The organism is Fulvivirga marina, assembly GCF_016775155.1.
Taxonomy (GTDB): Bacteria; Bacteroidota; Bacteroidia; order Cytophagales; family Cyclobacteriaceae; genus Fulvivirga; species Fulvivirga marina.
The window spans coordinates 938,280-960,241 of sequence record NZ_JAEUGD010000066.1; the positions used below are offsets into that span (position 1 = coordinate 938,280).

Annotated in this window: 24 protein-coding genes; 15 read left to right on the forward strand and 9 right to left on the reverse strand. The window is 40.5% G+C overall.

Annotated elements, in window-relative coordinates; all coding sequences use genetic code 11:
- Positions 1-65: 65 nt before the first annotated feature.
- The 5 genes from JMN32_RS23975 to JMN32_RS23995 are packed head-to-tail and all read right to left on the reverse strand — an operon-like array spanning position 66 to position 4,809.
- Positions 66-884, reverse strand: coding sequence for a hypothetical protein (locus tag JMN32_RS23975; RefSeq protein ID WP_202858921.1), 819 nt, complete (start codon positions 882-884; stop codon positions 66-68).
- Positions 881-1,483: a hypothetical protein gene (locus JMN32_RS23980; RefSeq protein WP_202858922.1), complete on the reverse strand. Its 603-nt coding sequence runs from the start codon at positions 1,481-1,483 to the stop codon at positions 881-883. The genes JMN32_RS23975 and JMN32_RS23980 overlap by 4 nt, the downstream gene beginning before the upstream one ends.
- 16 nt (positions 1,484-1,499) lie before the next feature.
- A complete protein-coding gene (locus JMN32_RS23985; protein ID WP_202858923.1) occupies positions 1,500-2,549 on the reverse strand; it encodes a glycosyltransferase in 1,050 nt (349 codons plus the stop codon).
- A gap of 56 nt (positions 2,550-2,605) precedes the next feature.
- Positions 2,606-3,634, reverse strand: coding sequence for a hypothetical protein (locus JMN32_RS23990; RefSeq protein ID WP_202858924.1), 1,029 nt, complete (start codon positions 3,632-3,634; stop codon positions 2,606-2,608).
- Positions 3,635-3,651: 17 nt separating this feature from the next.
- Positions 3,652-4,809, reverse strand: a complete 1,158-nt coding sequence (locus JMN32_RS23995) for a glycosyltransferase family 4 protein (protein ID WP_202858925.1) — start codon at positions 4,807-4,809, stop codon at positions 3,652-3,654.
- A gap of 254 nt (positions 4,810-5,063) precedes the next feature.
- On the opposite strand from JMN32_RS23995, the gene JMN32_RS24000 reads away from it, so the two are divergent.
- The 12 genes from JMN32_RS24000 (at position 5,064) to ureG (ending at position 15,788) form a co-directional block, all read left to right on the forward strand.
- The gene (locus tag JMN32_RS24000; protein ID WP_202858926.1) at positions 5,064-5,876 is read left to right on the forward strand and encodes a crotonase/enoyl-CoA hydratase family protein; all 813 of its coding nucleotides are present in this window, start codon (positions 5,064-5,066) and stop codon (positions 5,874-5,876) included.
- Positions 5,877-6,129: 253 nt separating this feature from the next.
- Positions 6,130-6,513: a hypothetical protein gene (locus tag JMN32_RS24005; protein ID WP_202858927.1), complete on the forward strand. Its 384-nt coding sequence runs from the start codon at positions 6,130-6,132 to the stop codon at positions 6,511-6,513.
- Between the two features lie 101 nt (positions 6,514-6,614).
- Entirely contained in the window at positions 6,615-7,214 is a 600-nt protein-coding gene (locus JMN32_RS24010; protein ID WP_202858928.1) for a Crp/Fnr family transcriptional regulator, read from the forward strand.
- A 52-nt stretch (positions 7,215-7,266) separates the two neighbouring features.
- Complete coding sequence (locus JMN32_RS24015) at positions 7,267-7,716, forward strand: DMT family transporter (RefSeq protein WP_202858929.1); 450 nt, start codon at positions 7,267-7,269, stop codon at positions 7,714-7,716.
- Positions 7,713-8,453 carry a GNAT family N-acetyltransferase gene (locus JMN32_RS24020; protein ID WP_202858930.1) on the forward strand — a complete coding sequence of 247 codons (741 nt, stop codon included), beginning with the start codon at positions 7,713-7,715 and terminating at the stop codon, positions 8,451-8,453. Before JMN32_RS24015 ends, JMN32_RS24020 begins: the two co-directional genes overlap by 4 nt.
- Positions 8,454-8,482: 29 nt before the next feature.
- On the forward strand, positions 8,483-9,112 hold the full coding sequence (locus JMN32_RS24025) for an NAD(P)H-dependent oxidoreductase (RefSeq protein WP_202858931.1): 630 nt from the start codon (positions 8,483-8,485) through the stop codon (positions 9,110-9,112).
- A gap of 445 nt (positions 9,113-9,557) precedes the next feature.
- The gene (locus tag JMN32_RS24030) at positions 9,558-10,487 is read left to right on the forward strand and encodes a tetratricopeptide repeat protein (protein WP_202858932.1); all 930 of its coding nucleotides are present in this window, start codon (positions 9,558-9,560) and stop codon (positions 10,485-10,487) included.
- Positions 10,488-11,245: 758 nt separating this feature from the next.
- Positions 11,246-11,863 carry an urease accessory protein gene (locus tag JMN32_RS24035; RefSeq protein WP_202858933.1) on the forward strand — a complete coding sequence of 206 codons (618 nt, stop codon included), beginning with the start codon at positions 11,246-11,248 and terminating at the stop codon, positions 11,861-11,863.
- A 4-nt stretch (positions 11,864-11,867) separates the two neighbouring features.
- Complete coding sequence (gene ureA / locus JMN32_RS24040) at positions 11,868-12,629, forward strand: urease subunit gamma (protein ID WP_202858934.1); 762 nt, start codon at positions 11,868-11,870, stop codon at positions 12,627-12,629.
- Between the two features lie 10 nt (positions 12,630-12,639).
- Positions 12,640-14,355: an urease subunit alpha gene (ureC, locus tag JMN32_RS24045; protein WP_202858935.1), complete on the forward strand. Its 1,716-nt coding sequence runs from the start codon at positions 12,640-12,642 to the stop codon at positions 14,353-14,355.
- On the forward strand, positions 14,355-15,029 hold the full coding sequence (locus JMN32_RS24050) for an urease accessory protein UreF (RefSeq protein ID WP_202858936.1): 675 nt from the start codon (positions 14,355-14,357) through the stop codon (positions 15,027-15,029). The genes ureC and JMN32_RS24050 overlap by 1 nt, the downstream gene beginning before the upstream one ends.
- A 6-nt stretch (positions 15,030-15,035) precedes the next feature.
- Positions 15,036-15,788, forward strand: a complete 753-nt coding sequence (gene ureG / locus JMN32_RS24055) for an urease accessory protein UreG (RefSeq protein WP_202858937.1) — start codon at positions 15,036-15,038, stop codon at positions 15,786-15,788.
- A gap of 2 nt (positions 15,789-15,790) precedes the next feature.
- Here the strand turns inward: ureG and JMN32_RS24060 are convergent, their stop codons facing one another.
- Both JMN32_RS24060 and JMN32_RS24065 read right to left on the reverse strand, forming a co-directional pair.
- Positions 15,791-16,660 (reverse strand): urease accessory protein UreD, encoded by an 870-nt coding sequence (locus JMN32_RS24060; RefSeq protein WP_202858938.1) that lies wholly within the window; start codon positions 16,658-16,660, stop codon positions 15,791-15,793.
- 228 nt (positions 16,661-16,888) lie between these two features.
- The gene (locus JMN32_RS24065) at positions 16,889-17,653 is read right to left on the reverse strand and encodes a M57 family metalloprotease (RefSeq protein ID WP_202858939.1); all 765 of its coding nucleotides are present in this window, start codon (positions 17,651-17,653) and stop codon (positions 16,889-16,891) included.
- Between the two features lie 223 nt (positions 17,654-17,876).
- Here JMN32_RS24065 and JMN32_RS24070 point away from each other — a divergent pair, with 223 nt between their 5' ends.
- The 3 genes from JMN32_RS24070 to JMN32_RS24080 are packed head-to-tail and all read left to right on the forward strand — an operon-like array spanning position 17,877 to position 20,249.
- Positions 17,877-18,206, forward strand: coding sequence for a DUF962 domain-containing protein (locus JMN32_RS24070; RefSeq protein ID WP_202858940.1), 330 nt, complete (start codon positions 17,877-17,879; stop codon positions 18,204-18,206).
- 16 nt (positions 18,207-18,222) lie between these two features.
- The gene (locus JMN32_RS24075; protein ID WP_202858941.1) at positions 18,223-19,302 is read left to right on the forward strand and encodes a helix-turn-helix domain-containing protein; all 1,080 of its coding nucleotides are present in this window, start codon (positions 18,223-18,225) and stop codon (positions 19,300-19,302) included.
- 59 nt (positions 19,303-19,361) lie between these two features.
- Positions 19,362-20,249, forward strand: coding sequence for a tetratricopeptide repeat protein (locus JMN32_RS24080; RefSeq protein ID WP_202858942.1), 888 nt, complete (start codon positions 19,362-19,364; stop codon positions 20,247-20,249).
- A 29-nt stretch (positions 20,250-20,278) separates the two neighbouring features.
- Here the strand turns inward: JMN32_RS24080 and JMN32_RS24085 are convergent, their stop codons facing one another.
- Positions 20,279-20,677: a DUF6970 domain-containing protein gene (locus JMN32_RS24085; protein WP_202858943.1), complete on the reverse strand. Its 399-nt coding sequence runs from the start codon at positions 20,675-20,677 to the stop codon at positions 20,279-20,281.
- Positions 20,667-21,821: a PQQ-dependent sugar dehydrogenase gene (locus tag JMN32_RS24090; protein WP_202858944.1), complete on the reverse strand. Its 1,155-nt coding sequence runs from the start codon at positions 21,819-21,821 to the stop codon at positions 20,667-20,669. The genes JMN32_RS24085 and JMN32_RS24090 overlap by 11 nt, the downstream gene beginning before the upstream one ends.
- Positions 21,822-21,962: the final 141 nt, after the last annotated feature.

The window sequence follows — 21,962 nt, forward strand, 5'->3', positions numbered from 1 at the left end:
GGTAATATAATTAGTCATTATTGCAATTTCGCCCGATTGCCTTCGTAGTGAGACATCCGGAATAGCTAATTTCCTGATCGCCAAAACTGATCATCAAACTTACGGGGAAAAGGGATTGTTATGTGCCTACTCCTCCAGGGCTTGAGCTGATACCAGGTATTAAACCCTGCTGCCGTGAATATTTTATCAACATGCGGATACCAGTCGACAGGTTCTTCACCATGCAGCAAACTTACCCCTTCAGGAACACTCACGGGTTGATCGCATAGCACTACTATATGAGGGTCGTTGCCTTCCATTTTTGCAAGATCGACAGCATGATTTAACAACACCTCAATTTCATCAAGATGTGTAGTATGTACTACCAACCATACGGGCTGATTATATTTTTCCAATTTTTCAAGAATGTGGGTAGGAGATGGAAAACTAAGTTCCATATGCTTTACCTGCGTAGCGGTTTTAACATAACTTTCATGATCAGGCTCCAATGGCTCGAAAACATAGACACATTCCATAGCAGGAGGACACCGATTGATCAGGGGTTTATACATTCTCCACTTGAGTCTTCTACACAGGTAATGTACCAATATGCCAGCAAATAAATCATCTGACAGCTCTCCTAAAAGACCACACGGAAAAGCATCTATGTAAAATGCCTCAGGAGAATACTCCCGGATGAGTTCCCTGATCCATTTCCTTAAGACTGCTGCCTCAAAACTATAGGTAGGTGGTAAGAATGCTATTTGTTCAGCATTAAATAGCTGGTAAGCGCTACGATTATTGGTAAGCACCTTATATGACTCCTCTATTCCCGCACTAGCAATAAAAGTCTTTATGCGGGACAGGTGCCCAAAACCACCTCCAAAACCATAAAAAACTATCATTTATCTTGTGCAGCCAACTCCGCACAAATGATATATTTTTCCGTTTCCTGCATTTCGGGAATGAGTAATATTCCAGGGGCAAAAGAGTCTGAAAAGTTGCGTAGAAAGTATTTACCCTGCACCTCTAACATAGGTACACCAGGATCAAACCGGATGGAGGAAAGTTCATTTTCCTCCTGGCTTAGCTTAATACGCCCGTCATCATAGCAGTGTATTTCATAAGCTCCCGTCATCTCTTCATTGTTTGCTACCTTAATCTTTCCCTCTTTGATTTTCACCTTCCAGATCAGAGCCTCACTTTTACTCCTGAGCTTAAATCCATCATCCTTATATTTCACCGCATACTGAAATTCATCATTCTGATCATAGTATTTCCTTTTACCCTCTCTCTTCATAACCCCAAACAATATTCCTTCCTGGGTATTGACCGTCAGTTCACTCCCTCTATCAGTGATCTCTGCCAATGAAACATTTTCTCTATTGCTGATATAGTAACTCTTCAATGCACCAACTACCTCAACCTCCTCAGCAGGAGTTTCAGTAACTGATTCACCTTCCTGCCCGGAACCACCAGAACACCCCCAGAGAACGAGTAACATAATGATAAGGCAAAATTCAAGATAGATATTTTTTGTATGCGAGTGTTTCATGAGTATGGGAATATTGAGTTTCAATTTTAGTTTTCAGGTGCTGTCCTAGCATGAGTTGTTCCTCTCCAGTCATAGAAAAGAACTGATACAAAGTTTCTCTGCAACTATCTTCATCAGCAGGTTCAAACAGTAACCCATCTTCCTCATGGGCTATAACATCAGCCATACCATCGACTGCAGAGGATATAACCGGGACACCTAATGCGCCTGCTTCCAATAATACATTGGGCATACCATCATAAAAAGAGGGAATAACAAGAGCATTACAACAAAGATAATATTTCATAAGCTCATAGCGATCATGAAAGGGAAGCACCGTATATGTACAGCGCATTTGCTCCAACTCTTCCTCCAAATGCTCTTCAACATCACCTACAAGCAGTAAATGAGTCTTCTCTACAAGACTTGTCCTTTTAAGAGCTTCAAGGAAAAAGTCAAGCCCCTTTTTGGCCTTTAACTGTCCAAAAATCCCCAAAGTCAATTGCTCCTCCCCTTGCTGCCTCTTCCACTCTTTAGCAAATTCAAGCTCTCCGGAAGTGGGTTGCCACAGCATGGTATCTATACCATTTGCAACATAGTGCACACCTTCATGACCGATCCATTTTCTTATCTTATCCGCCTTATCACTACTTACGGTAAAAATCAGGGAAGACTGCCTCAGAGCATCTTCAAGTATTCCTCGTTTGCGGGGTGTAAATATGGATATATCCAAATCGTTACCACGGATTAGTGTCACCAACTTCACCCCAGCCCATTGAGAAAACACAGGTGCACCAATCATGGACAAATAGCCTCCAAAGCAAACAATGTAATCAAAGCTACCTAACGTTTTAATGTAGTTCCAGGCAACATTTAGCACATGGGCCTCACTATTGCTAAAGGGGATGACTGTATACCCTCCATTTTGCTGCTGCTTACGGCGTATTTTTCTATCCCTGTTTACAAAATGAATGATTTCAATCGTAAAGCCTGCCTGACGCAAACCGTTGACAATGCGATCACATGATTGTGACATTCCTCCTCGCTGAGGAGGATAATGGTCCGTAAGCCATAAACAAGTAGGCGTGCCCATTAACTATCAAATGCGTTTACAGAATCATCTTCCATTAAGGTATCCCCTGAATCAGAATACTCAAAACTATCATAGTCATATGTGCTAAATGCACTTCCATACCATATATATGGGGTATCCAAGGCCAACCCTGGATCTTCTTCATACACCTCTTTTCTACCTTTCCCTTTAGGCTTTTGAGGTGTAGTCTGTCCTACAGGATTGATGGGCTCAAAATTCGCATAGATCTTTTGCATGGTCTCAAAAAACACATTCACCCCCAACATTTTATCCTGACCTACAGCTTTTATCTTTATTTTAGCTTTAGCCTGATAATGCTCATTAACTTCAACCACCGAGACCGTACGATTCCTCGATCCTTTATAGCGATACTCTGATTTTGGAAGTGACATTTTGATCAGGCACTGATGTACAAATTTGGTTTTCCTTTTATACTTGGTCTTACCACTGCGGCTCCTCTTTTTCCAGGAGAAATCCTTGATATCATCCGCCACTACAAACTCAAGCACGGCCTGATCCTTCATCGTCACTCTGGCAACGATATATTTAGGAGAATATAGTTTAAGTTTTTTCACCCCTACTTTGCTTTTTTCCGGAGCCATTGCTTTTCTTGGTATTCTAAAATCAAGAGTGGCTGCTAGTTTCGCATCACTACCACACTTCGCTTCAAGCACAGTAAGTATGGGCAAAAAGAACATTCTCAAATAGTTATTTACATCCTTGCGCTTCTTCTTACCTCTCAAAATCAGAAGTGTTACGCCAGTGACTGCAAAGAGAGCTATAAAGTAAAATGCGTTTTCCTTTATAACGGCAAAACTTACAAACGAGAAAAAGGCAAGCAAAAAGCTTACAATTGCCCAAACTAGCAGCCTTTTAATAATTTTATCATTCCGCTGATCAAACTTGGATACTTTGACAAGTAATGAGAGCCACTTACTTATTCTCATAGTGGTACTTACTGTCTTTTCGTCAATAAATTGCTTCTGTACAGGCGAAAGGTGTTGATACTTATCTGAATATTTATTCATAATTACAGTTGCAGATTTTAGCAAACAAGATTAAAAATGTTATAGTATGTAGAAGACAATTTTCGGTTTATTCTCTCCCAAGTATATTTTTCTTTAAATTTTACAAAAGCATTTTCAGCTATTTCACTTCTCAACTCTGGGTAATCCATCAACAACCTGACACACCTGGCAAGATCTGCGGGCCTTTCCGGCCTAAAAAATTTGGCTTCAGTATCAGGTTCTAATATCTCTCGAATTACGGGCAGATCCGAAGCAATGACTGGCGTTTTACAAGCCATGCTCTCAAATACTTTCAAAGGAGAGCACCCTTGCTCCAGATTTCTGCTACACTCAGTAAGGGGGGCTACAGTACATAATGCATAACTGATAATCTGATGAAGTTCCTCCTTGCCTAATTGGTACTTCCATATGACCCGTCGGCTTACAGCAAGCTTTTCAGCAAGCTTCTGAAATGGACGAGCAAAGCGTGGTTTGTGCGATGAGCAAATAACTAATTTTAAACCGGGTTTATCTCCAAGATACTTCATAGCCTTCAAGAGTGTATCCACTCCTTGCCAAGGCTGTAATGCACCAAAATAAACAATGTACTGCTCAGGCAGACCTTTTGGCTTAGCATTTATCACTGGGATATCCGCTCCATTTGGGATCACATGTATTTTCTCCTCCCATACACTCCGGGAGACCAGGTGCCTTTTGATGGTTTCTGAAGGGCAAATGATCAACTGGCTTTTCTCCAGACATTCATCTTCCAGCTTACGAATTTTGTTCAAGGTGCCTTGTCCCATATAGGGGTACCTGCTTACTAATTCAATAGAAGGCAAACCATTAACCTCAAATATACTTGTGATATGCTGCCTTGCCAGTATAGGAAGACCACTCCAAATATCTCTGAAATGTCCTATCTGCAAGTTATGCTGCTGAGTCAAAATACCGTCAACCCATGCTGAAAATGCCAGTGCCCTTTTGAGATAATTGCTTTCTTCAATGGGCGACTCCAGATGATGGACCGTCTCAGGTAATTCTTTTGACATATGTCTACCCAAACTTAGCAACAAGGCAGAAGGAAATTTCTGCGAAAGCACTTCAGTAACCTTGTCAATGTGGATTGCAGAACCTTTATAAGATGGATAGGGATCAAAAGTAGCAAAAACTGACCTGTATTGGGTATTCGACAAAATTCAAAACCTTTAAAAAATGTAATTATACAGATTTATTAAAATAAAATAAAAAGAAACTACTTCCAAGTATAGAACTATACAATCTTTTCTCAATCATTTCTCACAATAAGAAACGTCTTATCAGCTTTATGCGGAAACAACTAACATTTTAATATTAATGATTTCACTATGAGGATTAAAACAAAAAGACTACGATTTATATCTACAATTGGCTATTTTCCCGCTGATCCATAACCTTAACTGCCTAACTAATGAATTATAATCACTTTAAAGTTGAGATAGAAAACAATATTGCCCATGTAGCTTTCAATAGACCTGAAAAGGCCAATGCTTTACACATGGAAGCATGGATTGAAATGAAGGCAATTTTTGATAAGCTGAGTAAATCAGATAGCACCAGGGTAATCATACTCAGTGGTGAAGGCAAACATTTTTGTGCGGGCATAGACCTTGAGCTACTAATGTCAGTGGGGGCGCTCAAAGATGTCTCCTGCTCAGGAAAACGTAGTGAAAAAGTCCGTGAGTTGATACTTACACTTCAAGATACCGTTTCAGCTATTGAAAAATGCTCCAAACCAGTGCTTGCAGCGGTCCATAGTGGATGTATAGGGGGTGGCGTGGATATAATTTCAGCCTGCGATATGCGCTATTGCACCGAAGATGCTTATTTCACTATAAAGGAAATTGATCTGGGTATGGTTGCAGACTTGGGAACGTTACAAAGGCTACCAAAGATAATATCTCCAGGAATGGCCGCAGAACTGGCTTACACCGGAAGAAAAATGACCGGACAAGAAGCTTTAAGTATTGGATTGGTTAATCATCGTTATCCCTCCAAGGAAAGTATGATTGAAGGGGTAAGACAAATAGCACAAGCCATTGCCGCTAAATCACCACTATCCATCCGAGGCACTAAAGAGGTACTTCGTTATACGAGAGACCATTCAGTTGATGATGCATTAAACTATATGAGTACATGGAATGCTGCCATGCTGCTATCAGAAGACCTTTTTGAAGCCTTCAAAGCTTCTATGGAAAAGCGCGAACCTAAATTTGAGGATTAAGAGTTCAACCATTCAGAAGCTTCGGAAGCGGAAGATTTGGCGGAACAGTTGTATTCAAGAATCACTAATCAGCTGTCTATCAACTACATGGGTCGCATCAAAAGTACTACAATAACTATGAGACTTTTTGATACGGCCTTTTTGTTTTACTCTCCTCCCGAAGACCGCTCATCTCTCCGATCATGCGCTTATCAGTTCCTTATTTGAATTATGAATAAAACATATACTTTGTTACTTCAAAACAGGTATGATCATGGTTCAAATAAAAAGACCTCTTTCCAGCATTATACTTTTGACAATATTCATTGGCCTTTTAGTATATCAGGCGTTTGACAGGTCAGGTGGAATATATTACTTCTACTTCGGGTTCATAGCATTGCTCGCCATCAATTTGATCAACTTTCTCATTAACAGAAACTACATAGAAGCAAGAGAAAACACCGTAACAATCCACCGTGACCTATTCATTAAAACCAAACTAAAACTCAGCAATATTAAACGGATAACTCTTAGTTACACCCCATTTGGCAGATCTTATATCATGCTGACCAATGGCGACAAAATCAGGTTCTCTGCCTCCAACATCGATAATAGTGAAATCGAAAAGCTAAAAATGATCACACCTCATATCAATTAAAAGTCTATTACTTTTAAAAAGGAGATACATATCAAGCAATAAGTTTGACAAAACCATAAATTTACCAGCTCATAACATTCCTATAAAAGCTCCACAAATCTATGGTCGATACACAAAGGCATCTTAACCTCTTCAGACAATCGCTGGATGATTTCTCTCCTATCACGAATGAGTCGTTTCACCGTTTATGCAGCATAGTCAAATTCAGGAAAGTCAATAAAGGAGAAGATCTGATACGTATAGGGCAAACTGCAAAAAAGTTATACTTTGTTTGTAAAGGTTTACTAATATCACTTTATACAACCAATGACGGTGACACACACATCAAGAACTTTTTTCTGGAAGGAACACTGGCGGCCTCCACAGCTTCTATGCTGCAGGTTTCACCTTCTGATTTCAGTATCCAGTGCGTGGAAAACGGTGTTATCCTTGAAATGGAGTTTAAAAAATACAGAGACCTGATTTTTAAATATGACGACCTAAAGAATTTTTATATCGGTTACCTTGAGAAGAAGTGGATTATAGAGAATGAAAAACGACAAATTGCTTTTGCCACTGAAACCGCCACTGAAAGATATTTAACATTTCTTGAGCAATACCCTGACCTCGAAAACAGGGTTCCTCAACTGCAAATTGCTTCTTACCTGGGGGTTACCCCCACTCAACTTAGTCGGGTCAGAAAAAATTTGAATAAATCTTAATGTATCAACATATGTAAATGCTTTCCTCTCTCACCTCAGCTACCTTCGCTTCATGAATCAGATAACATTAAGCGTTTTAGCATTTACAGGAGGTATATTCCTTGCTATGCAGGGCGGGCTTAACGCTCAACTGGGAGTACTTTTGAAAAACCCGCTACTCGCATCGTTGATAGCATTTTTCAATAGTACAATGTTTGCTTTCCTCATCATAGTTTTCAGTGTGAGAAGTATTCCGTCAGCCCAGCAGTTAAAGGAAGTGCCATGGTACCTATGGTCAGCCGGAGGGCTTTTCAGCGTAATAGGTATCAGTCTCTATTATTATACTATACCCAAGCTAGGTGTCTCCACCATGATATCCCTGGGCCTATGCGGACAGATCATGTTTTCGGTTATTGCCGGACATTTTGGCTGGTTTAACCTTCCTGTCGAACCTGCTACCTACAAAAGGCTGCTAGGAGTAACGGCCATGATCATTGGTATATTTTTAATTAACAAAAAATGAAAAAAGAAGAACTTATCAACCAAAACATCGAAAACCTGATTTCGCTATGGCAAACAGTGAGTGAAAAGACCAATTTCCAGAAATCAGAAGAGGGTTTCGAATATAGCATGATACCCTACTCTGAATGGCCTAACCGGTTGTGGTTCCATCAGGCTCCCGATGAAAAAACCGTTGCTAAAGCCAAAGAGATTTTGCTTTCATCTTCCAAAAATATAACCATTCCTTACTGGGACATATACGCAAACGAAGCACACCAGCTCTTAGAGTGCAATGGCTTTGAAGTTAGGTTTGAACAAATCGGTATGTCGTTGAAGCTTACCCAAAGTTACGATGCACCGCAAAACCTTGAGCTCAAAAAGGTAAGGAACGGAAAGGAAGCCCAGCTTTGGGAGAAGCTATTTCAACAAGCCTTTGGTTATCAAATCAGTCATAAACTCCTACAACAGGACTATGAAAGCACGGACTTCATTATCGCCTACCACAATGAATCTCCAGTGGGAACGGCGGTACTTCATCACCCTTCAGGCGATATCATAGGTATTCATGCCATGGGTATTATTCCTGAAGCACGAAGACAGGGGTATGCAGAACAGTTGATGAAAATAATCCTCAATCACTCCATAGAGCATGGCTTTAAGTTTGCCACACTCCAGGCATCTGCCATGGGCAAAGGCATATATATAAGACTGGGGTTTGAAGAGCAATTTTTAATGAAGAATTACACCTTGAATAAATAGTTTATCTACACCATTAAATTCAGAAATTCATGCAATTAATTAAAGATTTGGAATGGCGATATGCCACTAAAAAGTTTGACTCCTCCAAAAAGGTTAGTGACGCTGACCTGGAGACAATAAAACGAGCAGTTCAGCTTTCAGCATCATCATATGGACTGCAACTCTACAAAGTCCTAATCATAGAAGATATGACTCTGAGAGAAAAACTGAAACCTGCCTCCTGGGGGCAAAGTCAGATCACAGAGGCCTCACACCTCTTTGTATTTTGCAGCTATACCTATGTTCATGATAATCATATAAATGATTACATGAAATTGCATGCACTCAGTAGAAAGGTTAGCCTGGACACCGTTCAAGGTTATGGTAACTTCATTAAAGAAAAAATCGCTGAAAAATCGGAAACAGAACGGCAAGAATGGATGGTCAGACAAACCTACCTTGCCCTTGGCAACCTCCTCTCTGCATGCGCAGCATTGAAAATTGATACATGCCCCATGGAAGGTTTTGAAGCCGACAAATACAATGAAATTCTAGGGTTGACAGAGGAAGGGTTACACGTATCGGTAATAGCACCTATTGGCTATCGGGCTGCTGATGACAAAGCACAGTTAATTAGCAAAACAAGAAAGCCTTTTCAGACCCTTTTCGAAACCAGATAAGAATTAGTGGCATAAACATCCGAATCCGAAATTAGATGTTTAAATCAACCCAGCATAATTTTGAACTTTAGCAAACTTTGAAAGTTTGCTAAAGCTCAAAATTGATAAGCCTCATTAATTAACCTCCGCCGTAGGTTTAAAATAGCCAAATGAGTGTATGGAATGATTATTCCGAATATGAACAACATGCACTCTACCTCTGTTTGCTTCTACAAATAAGTTTTTACTCTCTCTGATTCTTGAAAATCACTCCTGATTGATCAGGCAAAACTCCAGGTTCAGTACTGAAATACAGTGGAAAGCCCTCACCGCACAGTGTACCAACAGGATATTAATGCAAAAGCACTTGCATTGTTCTCATTTATCATAGTTTTGGGTTATACTATACGCAATGTTCTTATAACTAGTGAACCAAACTAGGTCAGCTAAAACCTTTATACCTCAGATGAAACATTTTTTTAAAATCATAATATTCGTTTGTTTATTGCTTCCCCTCAAGCTTAAATCTCAGTCGGATCTTAAAACTTACCAATACCTGATAGAGAACAGCATAACTGCGCTACAAGAAAGTCGCAACTCTGAAGCTGAGCAACAACTTGACAGCCTTATCAATATTTACCAGACTGATGAGCAGCTATTTGCCAAAAGGCTTTATCTGGGAGATGGGTTATCAGAAAAGCAAATGAATGCCTTTGTTACCAAGTCAATCTTATATACACAAGCCTGTTTTTTCAAAGGCCTGATATTACTTAAAAGTGACCGCCCCTACGAAGCACTTATTAATTTTAAAATTAGCGTTGAATCCGACAGCTCATTTTCAGATGGTTTTCTGGGTATTGCTGACAGCTATATGGCTATTTACCAATACCCCAAAGCTTTGGAAATTTATACATATGTTTTATCCATAGAACCTAGTAATACCTACGCCCTGCTAAAAAGTGCCAGTGCACTTGGTTTCTTAAAAATGTACGATCAGGCTGTTAAAAAACTGGATCAAGCCATTAAACTTGACAGCACCTGTACCCTTTGCTACCAAAACAAGGGGTATTATCTTCTTTTAAATAAAGAATACGATAATGCTTTGATTCATTTGGATATGACTCTTAAAGCTGAACCCAACGATCCTTATGCTCTAAACAATAAAGGCTTTGTACTACACAAACTAAATGAAAGTAAAGAAGGGCTTAAACTGATAGATGCCTCTTTGAAAACATTTCCGGATAATCACCATGCCTACCTAAACAAAGCACTAATATATTTAGATAAAAAGAAACAAAAAGAGGCCTGTGGTTTCTTTAGCAAGGCTATTTCCCTTGGGTTAGAGCCTCAATACAATGACCGCACCAAGCCTCTGGTCACAGAATGCCCGCAATGATCAATGCGGGTTAAGAGAGACAGACAATTTTAACTAGAACTCCAAAAATGAAATCGCCTATGTGACTAAAAGGAACGATAACTGATTATGGTGATATGGCTCTCAAAACTTTTCGAATCAAGCATAAGAAGAATACCCTTCGCACCAGTTATCAAACAATCCTTTTAGGTGTGTTTGCCTTTACAGCTACGCTATTGGGGTTTCTATTGTTCTTCACCAATACCCAGCAACAGAGTCAGGTATATTTATCTTATTGCGGAGATTTTGGCTTTTACAGAAAATCATTGACTCTAATGAAAGCCAACACTTTTGTATTAAATTATCACGGGTGTAGTCAATCCTATGGGCATGCCCATGGCAAATGGTCACTAAAAGATAACATCTTAACCCTAAATCATACCACACCTCCCCAATCCCAGCACCAATATCAAATACATAACAATGACCTCATACCTTTGACTGTGAAAAATGACAAATTCACCCTCTGCAAAGTTCATATGGGTCCTTTTTGAGGGAGATTATAGAATTGCTCCATATATTATCCTTCTCTCCCTTTTACATTACTTGAATTACCTACACACTGATTCCTAAGTGGACGCATTGAATTCTTTAGAGTCACCCTTAACAATACAACAAAAATAAAAATAGGGTTATTTTTTAACCGCCAGACTCAACAATAGATACAAAATTTACGATATTAGGGAATATTTTAACCAAAAAACTAAATAAACAACAACAAAACAAGCAAAACAGGCTTCATGAACACCCTACTACCCGTATTATTTGCCTCTATAATTGGAATAGCCCATGCTTTTGATGCTGATCACCTGATAGCTGTCAGTAATATTGTATCCAAACGTGATAGCATCGTATTGGCCATGAAAGACGGAATCTATTGGGGACTGGGTCACACTACTACTATCGTCATTGTTGGATCATTCATCATTTTAAGCCGTGCTACTTTTCTTGACAGTGGAATTTTCGAAGCCATCGTAGGGGCTACACTTATTATAATGGGCATTACCCGGTTAACCAATAAAAACAGCTATTCTCGTGCAATAGCCTCATTCAGGTATAAACATGGTTTTGCTTACACTGTTGGCCTAATCCATGGCCTTGCCGGCAGTGGAGCACTTGTTTTACTGGTAATGAGTGAAATAAAAAATGCATATCTCAGCATTGCCTATTTAATCATTTTTGGAATTGGCTCTATGCTAGGGATGCTGATCGCGGCGAGCTTGTTCAGTATTCCTTTTACACTTAGAATGAAAATAAACACTGTAATTAAATCAATAGCCATTGTAACCTCATCAATTATCTGCATCTCCTATGGTGGCTATATGATCTACGAAAACCTTATTCAACTGAAATCATAACTCTATGCATCTTTCTCCAAAAGATATTGACAAACTGGTACTTCATAATGCCGGATTTCTGGCCCAAAAGCGATATTCAAGAGGGCTAAGACTCAACTACCCCGAAGCTGTAGCGCTTATTGCAGCCCAATTGCTCGAATTTATCCGAGACGGAGAAAGTGTGGCAGAGTTGATGAATAAAGGGAAGAAAGTTCTGGGGTTGGCAGACGTAATGGACGGTGTGGCTGATATGATACATGAAGTACAAGTAGAAGGTACATTTCCCGATGGCACAAAACTCGTAACAGTACATCATCCTATCTGCCGTGAGTCCGGAGATCCGGCTTTAGCACTTTACAGTTCGGGCTTAACCAAACAAGAACAAAACCAGCACACCAACTATGCCTACTCGGGTAAACCGGGTGAATACACTTTAAGTCCCAGCGATATAACACTAAATGCCGGCAGGGAAACTACCGAAATCAACGTAACCAACGATGGTGACAGACCTGTTCAGGTGGGGTCTCATTACCCCTTTTTCGAAACCAATGCTATGCTCAGGTTTGACAGAGCAAAAGCCTTTGGCTACAGACTCAATATTCCGGCAGGTACAGCGGTCAGGTTTGAGCCTGGAGAAACAAAGAAGGTCTCTCTGGTAGCTATAGATGGACAAAAGATCATTTACGGAGGCAACAATCTCACCAATGGAGGAATCGACCATGGAAACATGAAAAAAGCCATTAACAAGGCTAAAGAGGAAGGCTTTCAATTCACAACTGAACAATAACAATTACACCATGAGCTACAACATAGACCGAAGGGCATATGCCGACATGTATGGCCCCACTACTGGAGATAAAGTAAGACTGGGTGATACTGACCTGATCATAAAAATTGAAAAAGACCATTGCACTTATGGTGAAGAAGTAAAATTTGGAGGGGGCAAAGTGATCCGCGACGGTATGGGCCAGGCTAGTGGAGTTTCTCAGGCAGAAGCACTGGACCTCATCATTACCAATGCATTGGTAATAGATTACTCAGGTATATATAAAGCAGATATTGGCATTAAAAAAGGACGAATAGCCGGAATAGGCAAAGGAGGCAACCCACACATCATGCCAGACATAGCTCAGGATATGATAATAGGTGTCACCACCGAGGTAATTGCAGGCGAAGGCCTGATACTTACAGCGGGAGCCATCGACAGTCACATTCACTTTATCTGTCCTCAGCAGGTCCATGAGGCCTTAGCTTCTGGTATCACCACCATGCTGGGAGGTGGCACCGGACCAGCTGCTGGAACGAATGCCACCACATGCACGCCGGGAGCATTCTTTATAGAGATGATGCTTAAAAGCACTGACAGCTTCCCTCTTAACTTTGGCTTTTTGGGAAAAGGAAACTCTTCCAAGCCAGAAGGTCTGATTGAACAGATAGAAGCTGGTGCCCTGGGACTAAAACTGCACGAAGACTGGGGTACAACACCTGCAACCATAGATAATTGCCTTTCCATAGCTGATAAATATGACATTCAGGTATGCATACATACGGATACATTAAATGAAAGTGGTTTTGTTGAAACTTCCACAAGTGCATTTAAAGGCCGAACAATCCACACCTACCATACTGAAGGTGCCGGTGGCGGACATGCGCCTGACATTATTAAAACCTGCGGAGAGCCTAATGTGATCCCCTCCTCTACTAACCCTACAAGGCCCTTCACTGTCAACACTATTGACGAGCACCTCGACATGCTTATGGTTTGTCACCACCTGGACAAGAACATTCCTGAAGATGTAGCTTTTGCTGAAAGTCGTATCAGAGGCGAAACTATTGCAGCGGAAGATATTCTGCATGATATGGGAGCACTGTCGATAATGGCATCAGACTCCCAGGCTATGGGCCGGGTTGGAGAAGTGGTTTGCAGAACCTGGCAGACAGCTCATAAAATGAAAGTCCAACGCGGAGAATTAGCCGACGAACCATTGAAGGGGGCAGATAACTTCCGTGCCAAAAGATATATAGCTAAATATACGATCAATCCTGCCCGGGCGCATGGTTTATCAGCAGAAATAGGATCTATTGAAATTGGAAAGCTGGCTGATCTGGTACTGTGGAAGCCTGCATTTTTCGGTTCCAAACCAGAGATGATCATTAAAGGAGGGGTTATTGTGCAGTCACAGATGGGCGACGCCAATGCCTCCATACCAACACCCCAACCCTCTTACTCGCGACCAATGTTTGGTTCATTTGGAGATGCGGTTGGCAAAACATCTATAGCCTTTGTATCGGAAGCTTCGCTGGACCATGTCAGCAAAAATTATGGACTCTGTAAACAGATCGTTGCCGTTAAGAATTGTAGAAATATAGGTAAGAAAGACATGGCACTGAATGACTACTTACCAGCAATCTATGTAGACCCGGAAACTTACAAAGTAACGGTAGATGGGGAACACCTGACATGCGAACCTGCCTCAAAGCTACCTCTAACCCAACTCTACAACCTATTCTGATGAACAAGTACGCAAGATTGATGCATTTGGTAGACTCCTCATTACCCACAGGGTCATTCGCAAACTCCTCTGGCCTCGAGAGCAGTATAACTTTCGGCATGATCAAAGATGTATTCCAGTTTAAAAATTATCTATACTCGTTTCTGCAACAATCAGCAAGTATGGATATTCCATTTATCAACTCTTGTTTCAACCATCAAAACCTGGACGACAACCTACTACAGGTTACAGAAAGTTATAATGCCACTATGCTGGTACCCTCCATACATAAAGCCAGTGTGATTCAGGGAAAAAACTGGCTCAGGCTGATGGCTTCTTTTTACCCTGGTGATGACACCCTCGAAATCAGCACATGGTTTTCAAAACATGCGATACCAATTCATTTTGTAATTCTCTTTCCTCTCTGCATGAAAAGAGCAGGATTCAGCTTGCCGGATATACATACTATGTACCTACATATTGTTTTGAGGGATCAGGTCAGTGCAGCAATCCGCCTGGGATTTATTGGAGCTATGGAAGGCAATAAACTTCAACATGATTTTTACACCTTGTTTGACGACGTGCTTGAAAAATACCTGACTAAAGGTTACACAGAGGCTTCAAGGTCAGCCTTTTTGCTCGATACCGCCCAGGTATTTCATGAATTTATCTACTCTAAACTATTTCAAAACTAACTCTATATGCCTATTCTGGACAAATTAGCTCTTATACTACAAGGTCATTCGCATGAGGCCTACGAGTCTCCCGGCGATTTCAATGAAAGAGAGACAAGAAAACTTCCCTCCTATCGGAATTTCAAAAAACGGGCATTTACAGTTGGTATAGGTGGCCCTGTGGGCACTGGAAAAACTGCGCTACTGAAAGCCTTATGTGAAAATATGCGCAATGACTATAAACTGGGAGTAGTCACCAACGACATATTTACTCGTGAAGATGCCGAATTTCTGATCCGTCATAGTGCCCTCAGTGAGGATCGCATTATGGGCGTTGAAACCGGTGGATGCCCACATGCTGCCATCCGTGAAGACATTTCTCTTAATATGAATGCGCTGGAAGATCTCATGGAAAGGTTTGAGTATGATATAGATTTCCTGTTTGTTGAAAGTGGTGGAGACAATCTGGCTGCCCATTTCAGCAGGGAATTGGTCGATTATTCCATCTATGTTATAGACGTATCAGGCGGCGACAAAATCCCCAGAAAGGGAGGGCCTGGCATCACCCAATCAGACTTATTAGTAATCAACAAGATAGATTTGAAAGATCTCGTAGGAGCTGATCTGGATGTAATGGAAAGAGACTCAAAAAAGATGCGTGGGAAAGGGCCTTTCCTATTTGCTAAAGCACTACATGGGTATGGGCTGGATGAAATAATGACTCACATAAAAGAGGCAAAAACCAAAGCACTACAATCTGTAAGAGAGAGTCGTAGATAAGTTTAAAACTTTCTTTTCATTGGGTTGTACCCCAACAACACCGTTTCTGAAAACATGTTCATAAGATCTTCGCAAAGTGATTGAAGATCCATTCTGGATTTACCCATGGCCCTCAGGATATAGACTCCCTCTCGTGCACGGGTTACTGATATAACATAGTCATTATTATCAATATCGTAATTCAATGCTGGCATGTTTGCAGACCTTATTTCCTGAAGTTTATCTGCTATTTTATTAAATCTTAGGTCATCGGGAAAGCCTGCCAGATAAATAGACAGCATAGACTGATACTGACCAAAGTTTGCCGGAGAGTCAGCAATATTCTCTTGTGGAGAGAAACTAAACCTGTCCAGCACAAGTAACTTACCTTCAACACTGACTTTTATCTCCGAAAGGTATGTATCGAACTGATACTTCTCTCCACTATCTGTTCTCCCTGCCTGAAACCAGTCTACCAAAAACAATAAACCTCCACGTCCGACTTCCCAATGTTGAGACTGACTGAACCTGCTCTCCGCCTGAAGCACCACGGGATCAGGAAATACAACCACCAGAGCATCTTCGGCAATCTCACCCTCAACATTTTGTTCGGTAAGCGTATTCGATATTTTTTTATAGATACGGGTGTTAGACTGGGAACTAATAAATGTCCTTGTATTTGTGCCACATTTCACCCTGATATTGATCAGGTCAGCAGCAACCATACCTCCTCCATAATTTGACAGTACCAGATGGCATGTGCTATTATGAGAGTCAGGATGCAAAATTTTTAAAGGTTGTATGTTCTTACAGGTAATGAGTTCGGATTTTCCCCTAACCCACGCCACTTCTATTTCACTTCGATCCGTGGTGGTTTCAACTATATCAATCATTCTATGCCAATTTACTTTAAGGTCACTTTAAAACAAAGAGAAAAATATGAATTGGCCATCTCCAGAGAAGGAATCATAATAGAGGTAAAAAGGCAAGTATCCTCCAACTTTGAAATTGATAGATACTAGTGAAACCGATTAATTACAGGCTTTATTGAAATCTCCTTTCCGCATAAAAAAAGGGGACATCCCTGCCCCCTTTCACATTAGAGAAACTACTTAAAACTACTACTGTGGATAAAGTATCTGAACCGCTGAAACGTCACCAGAAGTGAAACCATTCCAGGGTAAAATGTATGAATTCATTACAGAGTTTGAATCAACTGAAGGTGTACCATTGATGAAGTACCCCTGAGTTTGATCCGTATGGTATAATCCAAAAATATGTCCCATTTCATGAACTATGGTAAACAATTTATAACCGCTATTCAGGTAGTTATATTTTGTATTGATGGTCATGGTATGTCCTGGCCTTCCATTGTAAGAAGGCAAATAAGCACGCGCTACCCAATTTTGAGAGGAATAACCTGTACCTATAATGGTGTTAGCATTGCTGCTACTAGATACGATGGACATGTAAAGTTTTGTGCCATTTACAGAGTTCCATTGATTGACAGCTCCCTGAATGGCAGTTATCCATGAAGAAGGCACAGAGGAATCAATATAGAATTTGATATTGGTCACATAGCTGTTGCCTACAAGGTAAGAGCCTCGGTAATGTTCTGTACTGGCTCCTGAGACATCAGACTTGTTTCCGTCCACATACTTCTGCACCTCATCTTTGGAAATAAGTATGTCCTCATTGATCACAAAAACATCCTCCTCCAACTTGATCTCCTCTTCATTGAAGCCGGAACTGACCAAAAAGGCAACTAATTCATCAGAAGGTTCCTCGGGAATGGGGGTTAATATTTCCTCTTCGTGAGTACAGGAAACGAAATAAAAACTCAAAGCTACAACTATAGCCAATCTGGCTAAAAATAATCTCCTCATTTTTGTTGGTTGGTTTAGACTGAACTATATTGACAATGTTAAAGGATATTCCGGTATCAAACCTGATGAACATCCCTGCCGACAATACTCATGTAATAATAGTTTGGTTATTGAAGCACTTCTATTATGCAACCATACTAACATGTAGATCCAGGCCATTATAACCACGTATCATGTCAATAAAATTTTGTAACTTTCTTTAGCAATATCACCTAAATTCGTTATGGGAAAGAAATACTCCAGCCTGAAAGAATTCTATCCTTTTTACCTCTCAGAACATAGCAACACTACTTGCAGAGTCCTTCATTTTATAGGCACGGGCTTGGTCTTTTTGCTTCTTTTTAGTACCCTGCTTACGCAAAGATGGTGGTTATTGCCCCTGATACCCATAGTTGGTTATGGGTTTGCCTGGATTGGGCACTTTTTCTTTGAAAAAAACAAACCGGCCACATTTCAATACCCAGGTTATAGCTTGGCCTCAGATTTCATTATGTTTTTTGATATACTCACCGGTAAAAGAAAATTCAACCCGCAAAATGAAAGTCACATATAGTGAATTTGAATAACCTATGGAACCCTCACTTAATACATGGACCATTATTTTTTTGATTGCCGCAATGCAGGGACTCTTTTTAAGCGTAATGATATTTCTCAAACACTCAAAGGCCAACCTTCTTCTTGGTTTCCTTATGCTTTCATTCAGCCTGATGCTACTTTATTATGTAACCTATTGGACGCATTATGACCATCTGCTCCCTAGAGGCATTGGCATTGCCCAGGGACTTACCTATGTACTTGGGCCCCTCACCTACTTCTATTTTCGCTCCGACAGAAAAAACTTTTATTTTAATGGCTGGCACTTCACCCCTTTTATTCTCTACCTGATCTATTTCCTTACCCAATTAGTAAGTGATCCATTTTCACATGAGATCAGAACCATTCAGGTAAGTCTTCAATGTCTCCATTTAGCACTTTATAGCTCGGCTATTTTCATTACAACAAACCGCTCAAAGAAAGGCCTTCACAATAGTGAACTCAAGTTTTTCGAATGGCGTAAAAAGATAGGATATGCTTTCTCTGGCTATGCCTTAAGTTTCCTGCTTTACTATACACTGGTATGGACAGGTACCCTGAAAATTGAATATGATTATATGATATCAGTGGCATCGTCAATATTCATCTATTTCATAGGATACCACGGCTATCAAAACCCTCATATTTTAAAACCTGAGAACGCCAAGAAATACACAAGATCTTCCCTCTCATCCACAGCTGCCGAGTCCATCCTGACAGAGTTAAGGGAACTCATGAGGAGCAAAAAACCATACCTGGATAACTCACTAAAGTTACAACAACTGGCTAATGAGCTGGGAATGTCTCAGCACCACATTTCCCAAAGTATAAACGAACTTACTGGACAGAATTTTTCCGACTTTATCAACCAATACCGTATTCACGAAGCTCAACTTATGTTAAAAGATCCTGATCAGGCAGATAAAAAAATAATTCATATTGCCCTGGATTCCGGCTTCAACAACAAGACTTCATTTAACAATGCATTCAAGAAAGTAACCGGCATCCCTCCCTCAGAATATAGAGACTGCTACTTAACCCAACGAGAGCAACCAACATCGGTAATAAACGGGTAAAATATTATCGGATTTACCCTCCTTTATTACCTATTAGGCTATAATTAAGAAAAAAAGCGATGACCAGATTTCTTCCTATACTACTACTTCTATCCAGCACCACGCTGTTGCCCCAATCTCTAAAAGAAACTGCTGACGACCATTTTAATCATGCTAAATATGAATTAGCACTGAAAGATTATCAGAAGTATCTTAAACACAACAGCAAAGATTCATCAGCCTGGTATAACCTGGGAATGAGTGCCATGAACCTTAAGGATTATAGCCATGCTATAGAATACCTTAAAAAGGCTCAGGAGAACCACTTCCCTCCATCATTCACAAGCTACAATATTGCCAAAGCGTATGTTCTCAATAATAATGAGGAAATGGCCATTAAAACCCTTCAATCCGGCGCTGATAATGGGACGGTAGCTTACAAAAGAATTAGTACCGACGGGGCATTCGATAAAATTAAAAATCAGGAAGGATTCAAAAAGGCTCTGGAAAAAATCAGGCTCAATGCTTACCCCTGCCTGCAGGACGAGAAGCGACGGCACTTTGATTTTTGGATTGGAGAGTGGGATGTTTATGCCCGGGGTCAAAAAGTAGGAGAAAACTCCATTACACTTGCCGATGGCGGCTGCGTTATCCACGAAAGTTACACAACTGCCGGTAATTATTCAGGACAAAGTATGAACTACTACGATCCCATTGATGAAAAATGGCACCAACACTGGGTAGGAGCAGCTGGCGACACTTACAATTATATAGAGACCGACAAAGACGATGGTATGCTTCAATTTGAAAGCAAATTCATGAATATCCAAGGTAAAATATCAATTTCAAGAATGACTTTTACCCACAATGATGACGGTACTGTGAGGCAACTTATGGAAAGCTCTAATGACTATGGAAAGACCTGGCAAGTGGCTTTCGACGGACTATACAAGCCCAAAGCACAATAACCCTGATAAGAAGAGGTGATATATGGTAATCACTTCACATCTTGATATGAAGACCATATCAACCGCTTGCTAATCGCCTCTTCTTCAAAATGCGGACAATTATTTTTCCCCATTATCCCTCCTGACTCGCATACCTGTTCTCCCTTACAATTATACCCCACGGTGATAAAATCGGGACAGTCGACGCACATATCTGCCATGAAATACGTCTCACCCTGATAGGTGTACTCATAAATATCAGCTTTGCGGTCTATATTCAGGCTTTCCTGTCGCTGGATAATATCCTGCAACCATTGCAACTCTTTTACTGGGTCTTGCTTATAACACATATTCGTTTGCGCATTTGTAGTTTTACAAGCCGTTATAATAACAGCTATGTATAATAGCCCGACCTGCAGAAAAATAAGGTATGATCTATTACTTTTCATATATAATTCTATAAATTTTACCTGCTTTGTCATCTGACACCAACAGAGAACCGTCCGTCATTTGCAATACATCCACTGGCCTGCCCCACGCTTCCTGGGCTCTTTCATTGAGCCAACCGTCAGCAAACACCTCTGCTCCTTCTACCCCGGAGCCATTAAATTTAACCCGCATCAACCTGTAACCTATTTTAGACGACCTGTTCCATGAACCGTGCTGAGCTACAATAACATCGCCTTTATAGCTATCCGGAAACATTCCTCCGGTATAAAACTTCATTCCTAAAGGGGCAGTATGAGCGGCAAACTTCCACGCTGGCTTTTTAAATTCATTACAGTGTCTTTCTGACCCAAACTCAGGATCAGCTATATCCCCACCATGGCAATAGGGGTACCCAAAATGTTGTCCGTTTTGAGCAAGCCTGTTCAATTCACATGGAGGTATATCATCTCCCATCATATCTCTACCATTATCAGTAAACCATAGTTCTTTAGTTTCAGGGTGCCAGTCAAAACCAACTGTATTCCTTATCCCCTCTGCAACTATTTCCAAATCTGACCCATCAGTATTTATCCTTGTTATAGAAGCATATATAGGGTCTTCGCTCTTACAGATATTACATGGTGCTCCTACTGGAACATACAGTTTACCATCTGGTCCGAAAGCAATGTATTTCCACCCATGATGTCCCTCTGTAGGATAATCATCATACACTACTTTATAATCTCCCGGGTTATTCAACATCGATTCAATACCCTCAAATTTCAATATCCTACTAATCTCAGCGACATACAGATCACCATCTTTAAAGGCAACCCCATTGGGAGAATTCAGACCTTCTGCAATAGTATACTTTTCATCTGCCTTGCCATCACCATCTGTATCCTTCACAGCATATACTTTGTTACCCGTCCTGTTTCCGACATACACTATCCCTGATGGGCTTAATGCAAGCGACCTGGCATTTTCAACATCAGCAAACACTGAAATTTCAAAGCCATCAGGTAGATTGATCCGTTCTAAACCGACTACCTCTGATTCCGGATTATCGTTGTTTATATCATCATTCAATTCAGTACCTGACTCTTTAAGTGAATCGCAAGCGACTAATAAGAAAAGGACTGCAACCAAGTATCGGAGTATCATAATCAATATTTTATTTAAGATAAAGTTACCTAATAAAATTAACCATCAAAACCTGTATAGGTTTAAGAGGAGCATTAAGGCTCCTTTAAATTAAAACAGTCTGTTAATATGAATTCCTCATCAATTCATACCTTTGCAGCT

Excerpts from the sequence above, each read along its gene's own strand:
- JMN32_RS24080 (WP_202858942.1), top strand. The coding sequence starts at position 19,362 with ATGACCAGATTTCTTCCTATACTACTACTTCTATCCAGCACCACGCTG.
- JMN32_RS24070 (WP_202858940.1), top strand. The coding sequence starts at position 17,877 with ATGGGAAAGAAATACTCCAGCCTGAAAGAATTCTATCCTTTTTACCTC.
- JMN32_RS24020 (WP_202858930.1), top strand. The coding sequence starts at position 7,713 with ATGAAAAAAGAAGAACTTATCAACCAAAACATCGAAAACCTGATTTCG.
- JMN32_RS23990 (WP_202858924.1), bottom strand. The coding sequence starts at position 3,634 with ATGAATAAATATTCAGATAAGTATCAACACCTTTCGCCTGTACAGAAG.
- ureG (WP_202858937.1), top strand. The coding sequence starts at position 15,036 with ATGCCTATTCTGGACAAATTAGCTCTTATACTACAAGGTCATTCGCAT.
- JMN32_RS24035 (WP_202858933.1), top strand. The coding sequence starts at position 11,246 with ATGAACACCCTACTACCCGTATTATTTGCCTCTATAATTGGAATAGCC.
- ureA (WP_202858934.1), top strand. The coding sequence starts at position 11,868 with ATGCATCTTTCTCCAAAAGATATTGACAAACTGGTACTTCATAATGCC.
- JMN32_RS24000 (WP_202858926.1), top strand. The coding sequence starts at position 5,064 with ATGAATTATAATCACTTTAAAGTTGAGATAGAAAACAATATTGCCCAT.
- JMN32_RS23985 (WP_202858923.1), bottom strand. The coding sequence starts at position 2,549 with ATGTCACAATCATGTGATCGCATTGTCAACGGTTTGCGTCAGGCAGGC.
- JMN32_RS24075 (WP_202858941.1), top strand. The coding sequence starts at position 18,223 with ATGGAACCCTCACTTAATACATGGACCATTATTTTTTTGATTGCCGCA.
- ureC (WP_202858935.1), top strand. The coding sequence starts at position 12,640 with ATGAGCTACAACATAGACCGAAGGGCATATGCCGACATGTATGGCCCC.
- JMN32_RS24025 (WP_202858931.1), top strand. The coding sequence starts at position 8,483 with ATGCAATTAATTAAAGATTTGGAATGGCGATATGCCACTAAAAAGTTT.
- JMN32_RS24090 (WP_202858944.1), bottom strand. The coding sequence starts at position 21,821 with ATGATACTCCGATACTTGGTTGCAGTCCTTTTCTTATTAGTCGCTTGC.
- JMN32_RS24050 (WP_202858936.1), top strand. The coding sequence starts at position 14,355 with ATGAACAAGTACGCAAGATTGATGCATTTGGTAGACTCCTCATTACCC.
- JMN32_RS24085 (WP_202858943.1), bottom strand. The coding sequence starts at position 20,677 with ATGAAAAGTAATAGATCATACCTTATTTTTCTGCAGGTCGGGCTATTA.
- JMN32_RS24015 (WP_202858929.1), top strand. The coding sequence starts at position 7,267 with ATGAATCAGATAACATTAAGCGTTTTAGCATTTACAGGAGGTATATTC.
- JMN32_RS24060 (WP_202858938.1), bottom strand. The coding sequence starts at position 16,660 with ATGATTGATATAGTTGAAACCACCACGGATCGAAGTGAAATAGAAGTG.
- JMN32_RS24010 (WP_202858928.1), top strand. The coding sequence starts at position 6,615 with ATGGTCGATACACAAAGGCATCTTAACCTCTTCAGACAATCGCTGGAT.
- JMN32_RS23975 (WP_202858921.1), bottom strand. The coding sequence starts at position 884 with ATGATAGTTTTTTATGGTTTTGGAGGTGGTTTTGGGCACCTGTCCCGC.
- JMN32_RS23980 (WP_202858922.1), bottom strand. The coding sequence starts at position 1,483 with ATGTTACTCGTTCTCTGGGGGTGTTCTGGTGGTTCCGGGCAGGAAGGT.
- JMN32_RS24065 (WP_202858939.1), bottom strand. The coding sequence starts at position 17,653 with ATGAGGAGATTATTTTTAGCCAGATTGGCTATAGTTGTAGCTTTGAGT.
- JMN32_RS24005 (WP_202858927.1), top strand. The coding sequence starts at position 6,130 with ATGGTTCAAATAAAAAGACCTCTTTCCAGCATTATACTTTTGACAATA.
- JMN32_RS24030 (WP_202858932.1), top strand. The coding sequence starts at position 9,558 with ATGAAACATTTTTTTAAAATCATAATATTCGTTTGTTTATTGCTTCCC.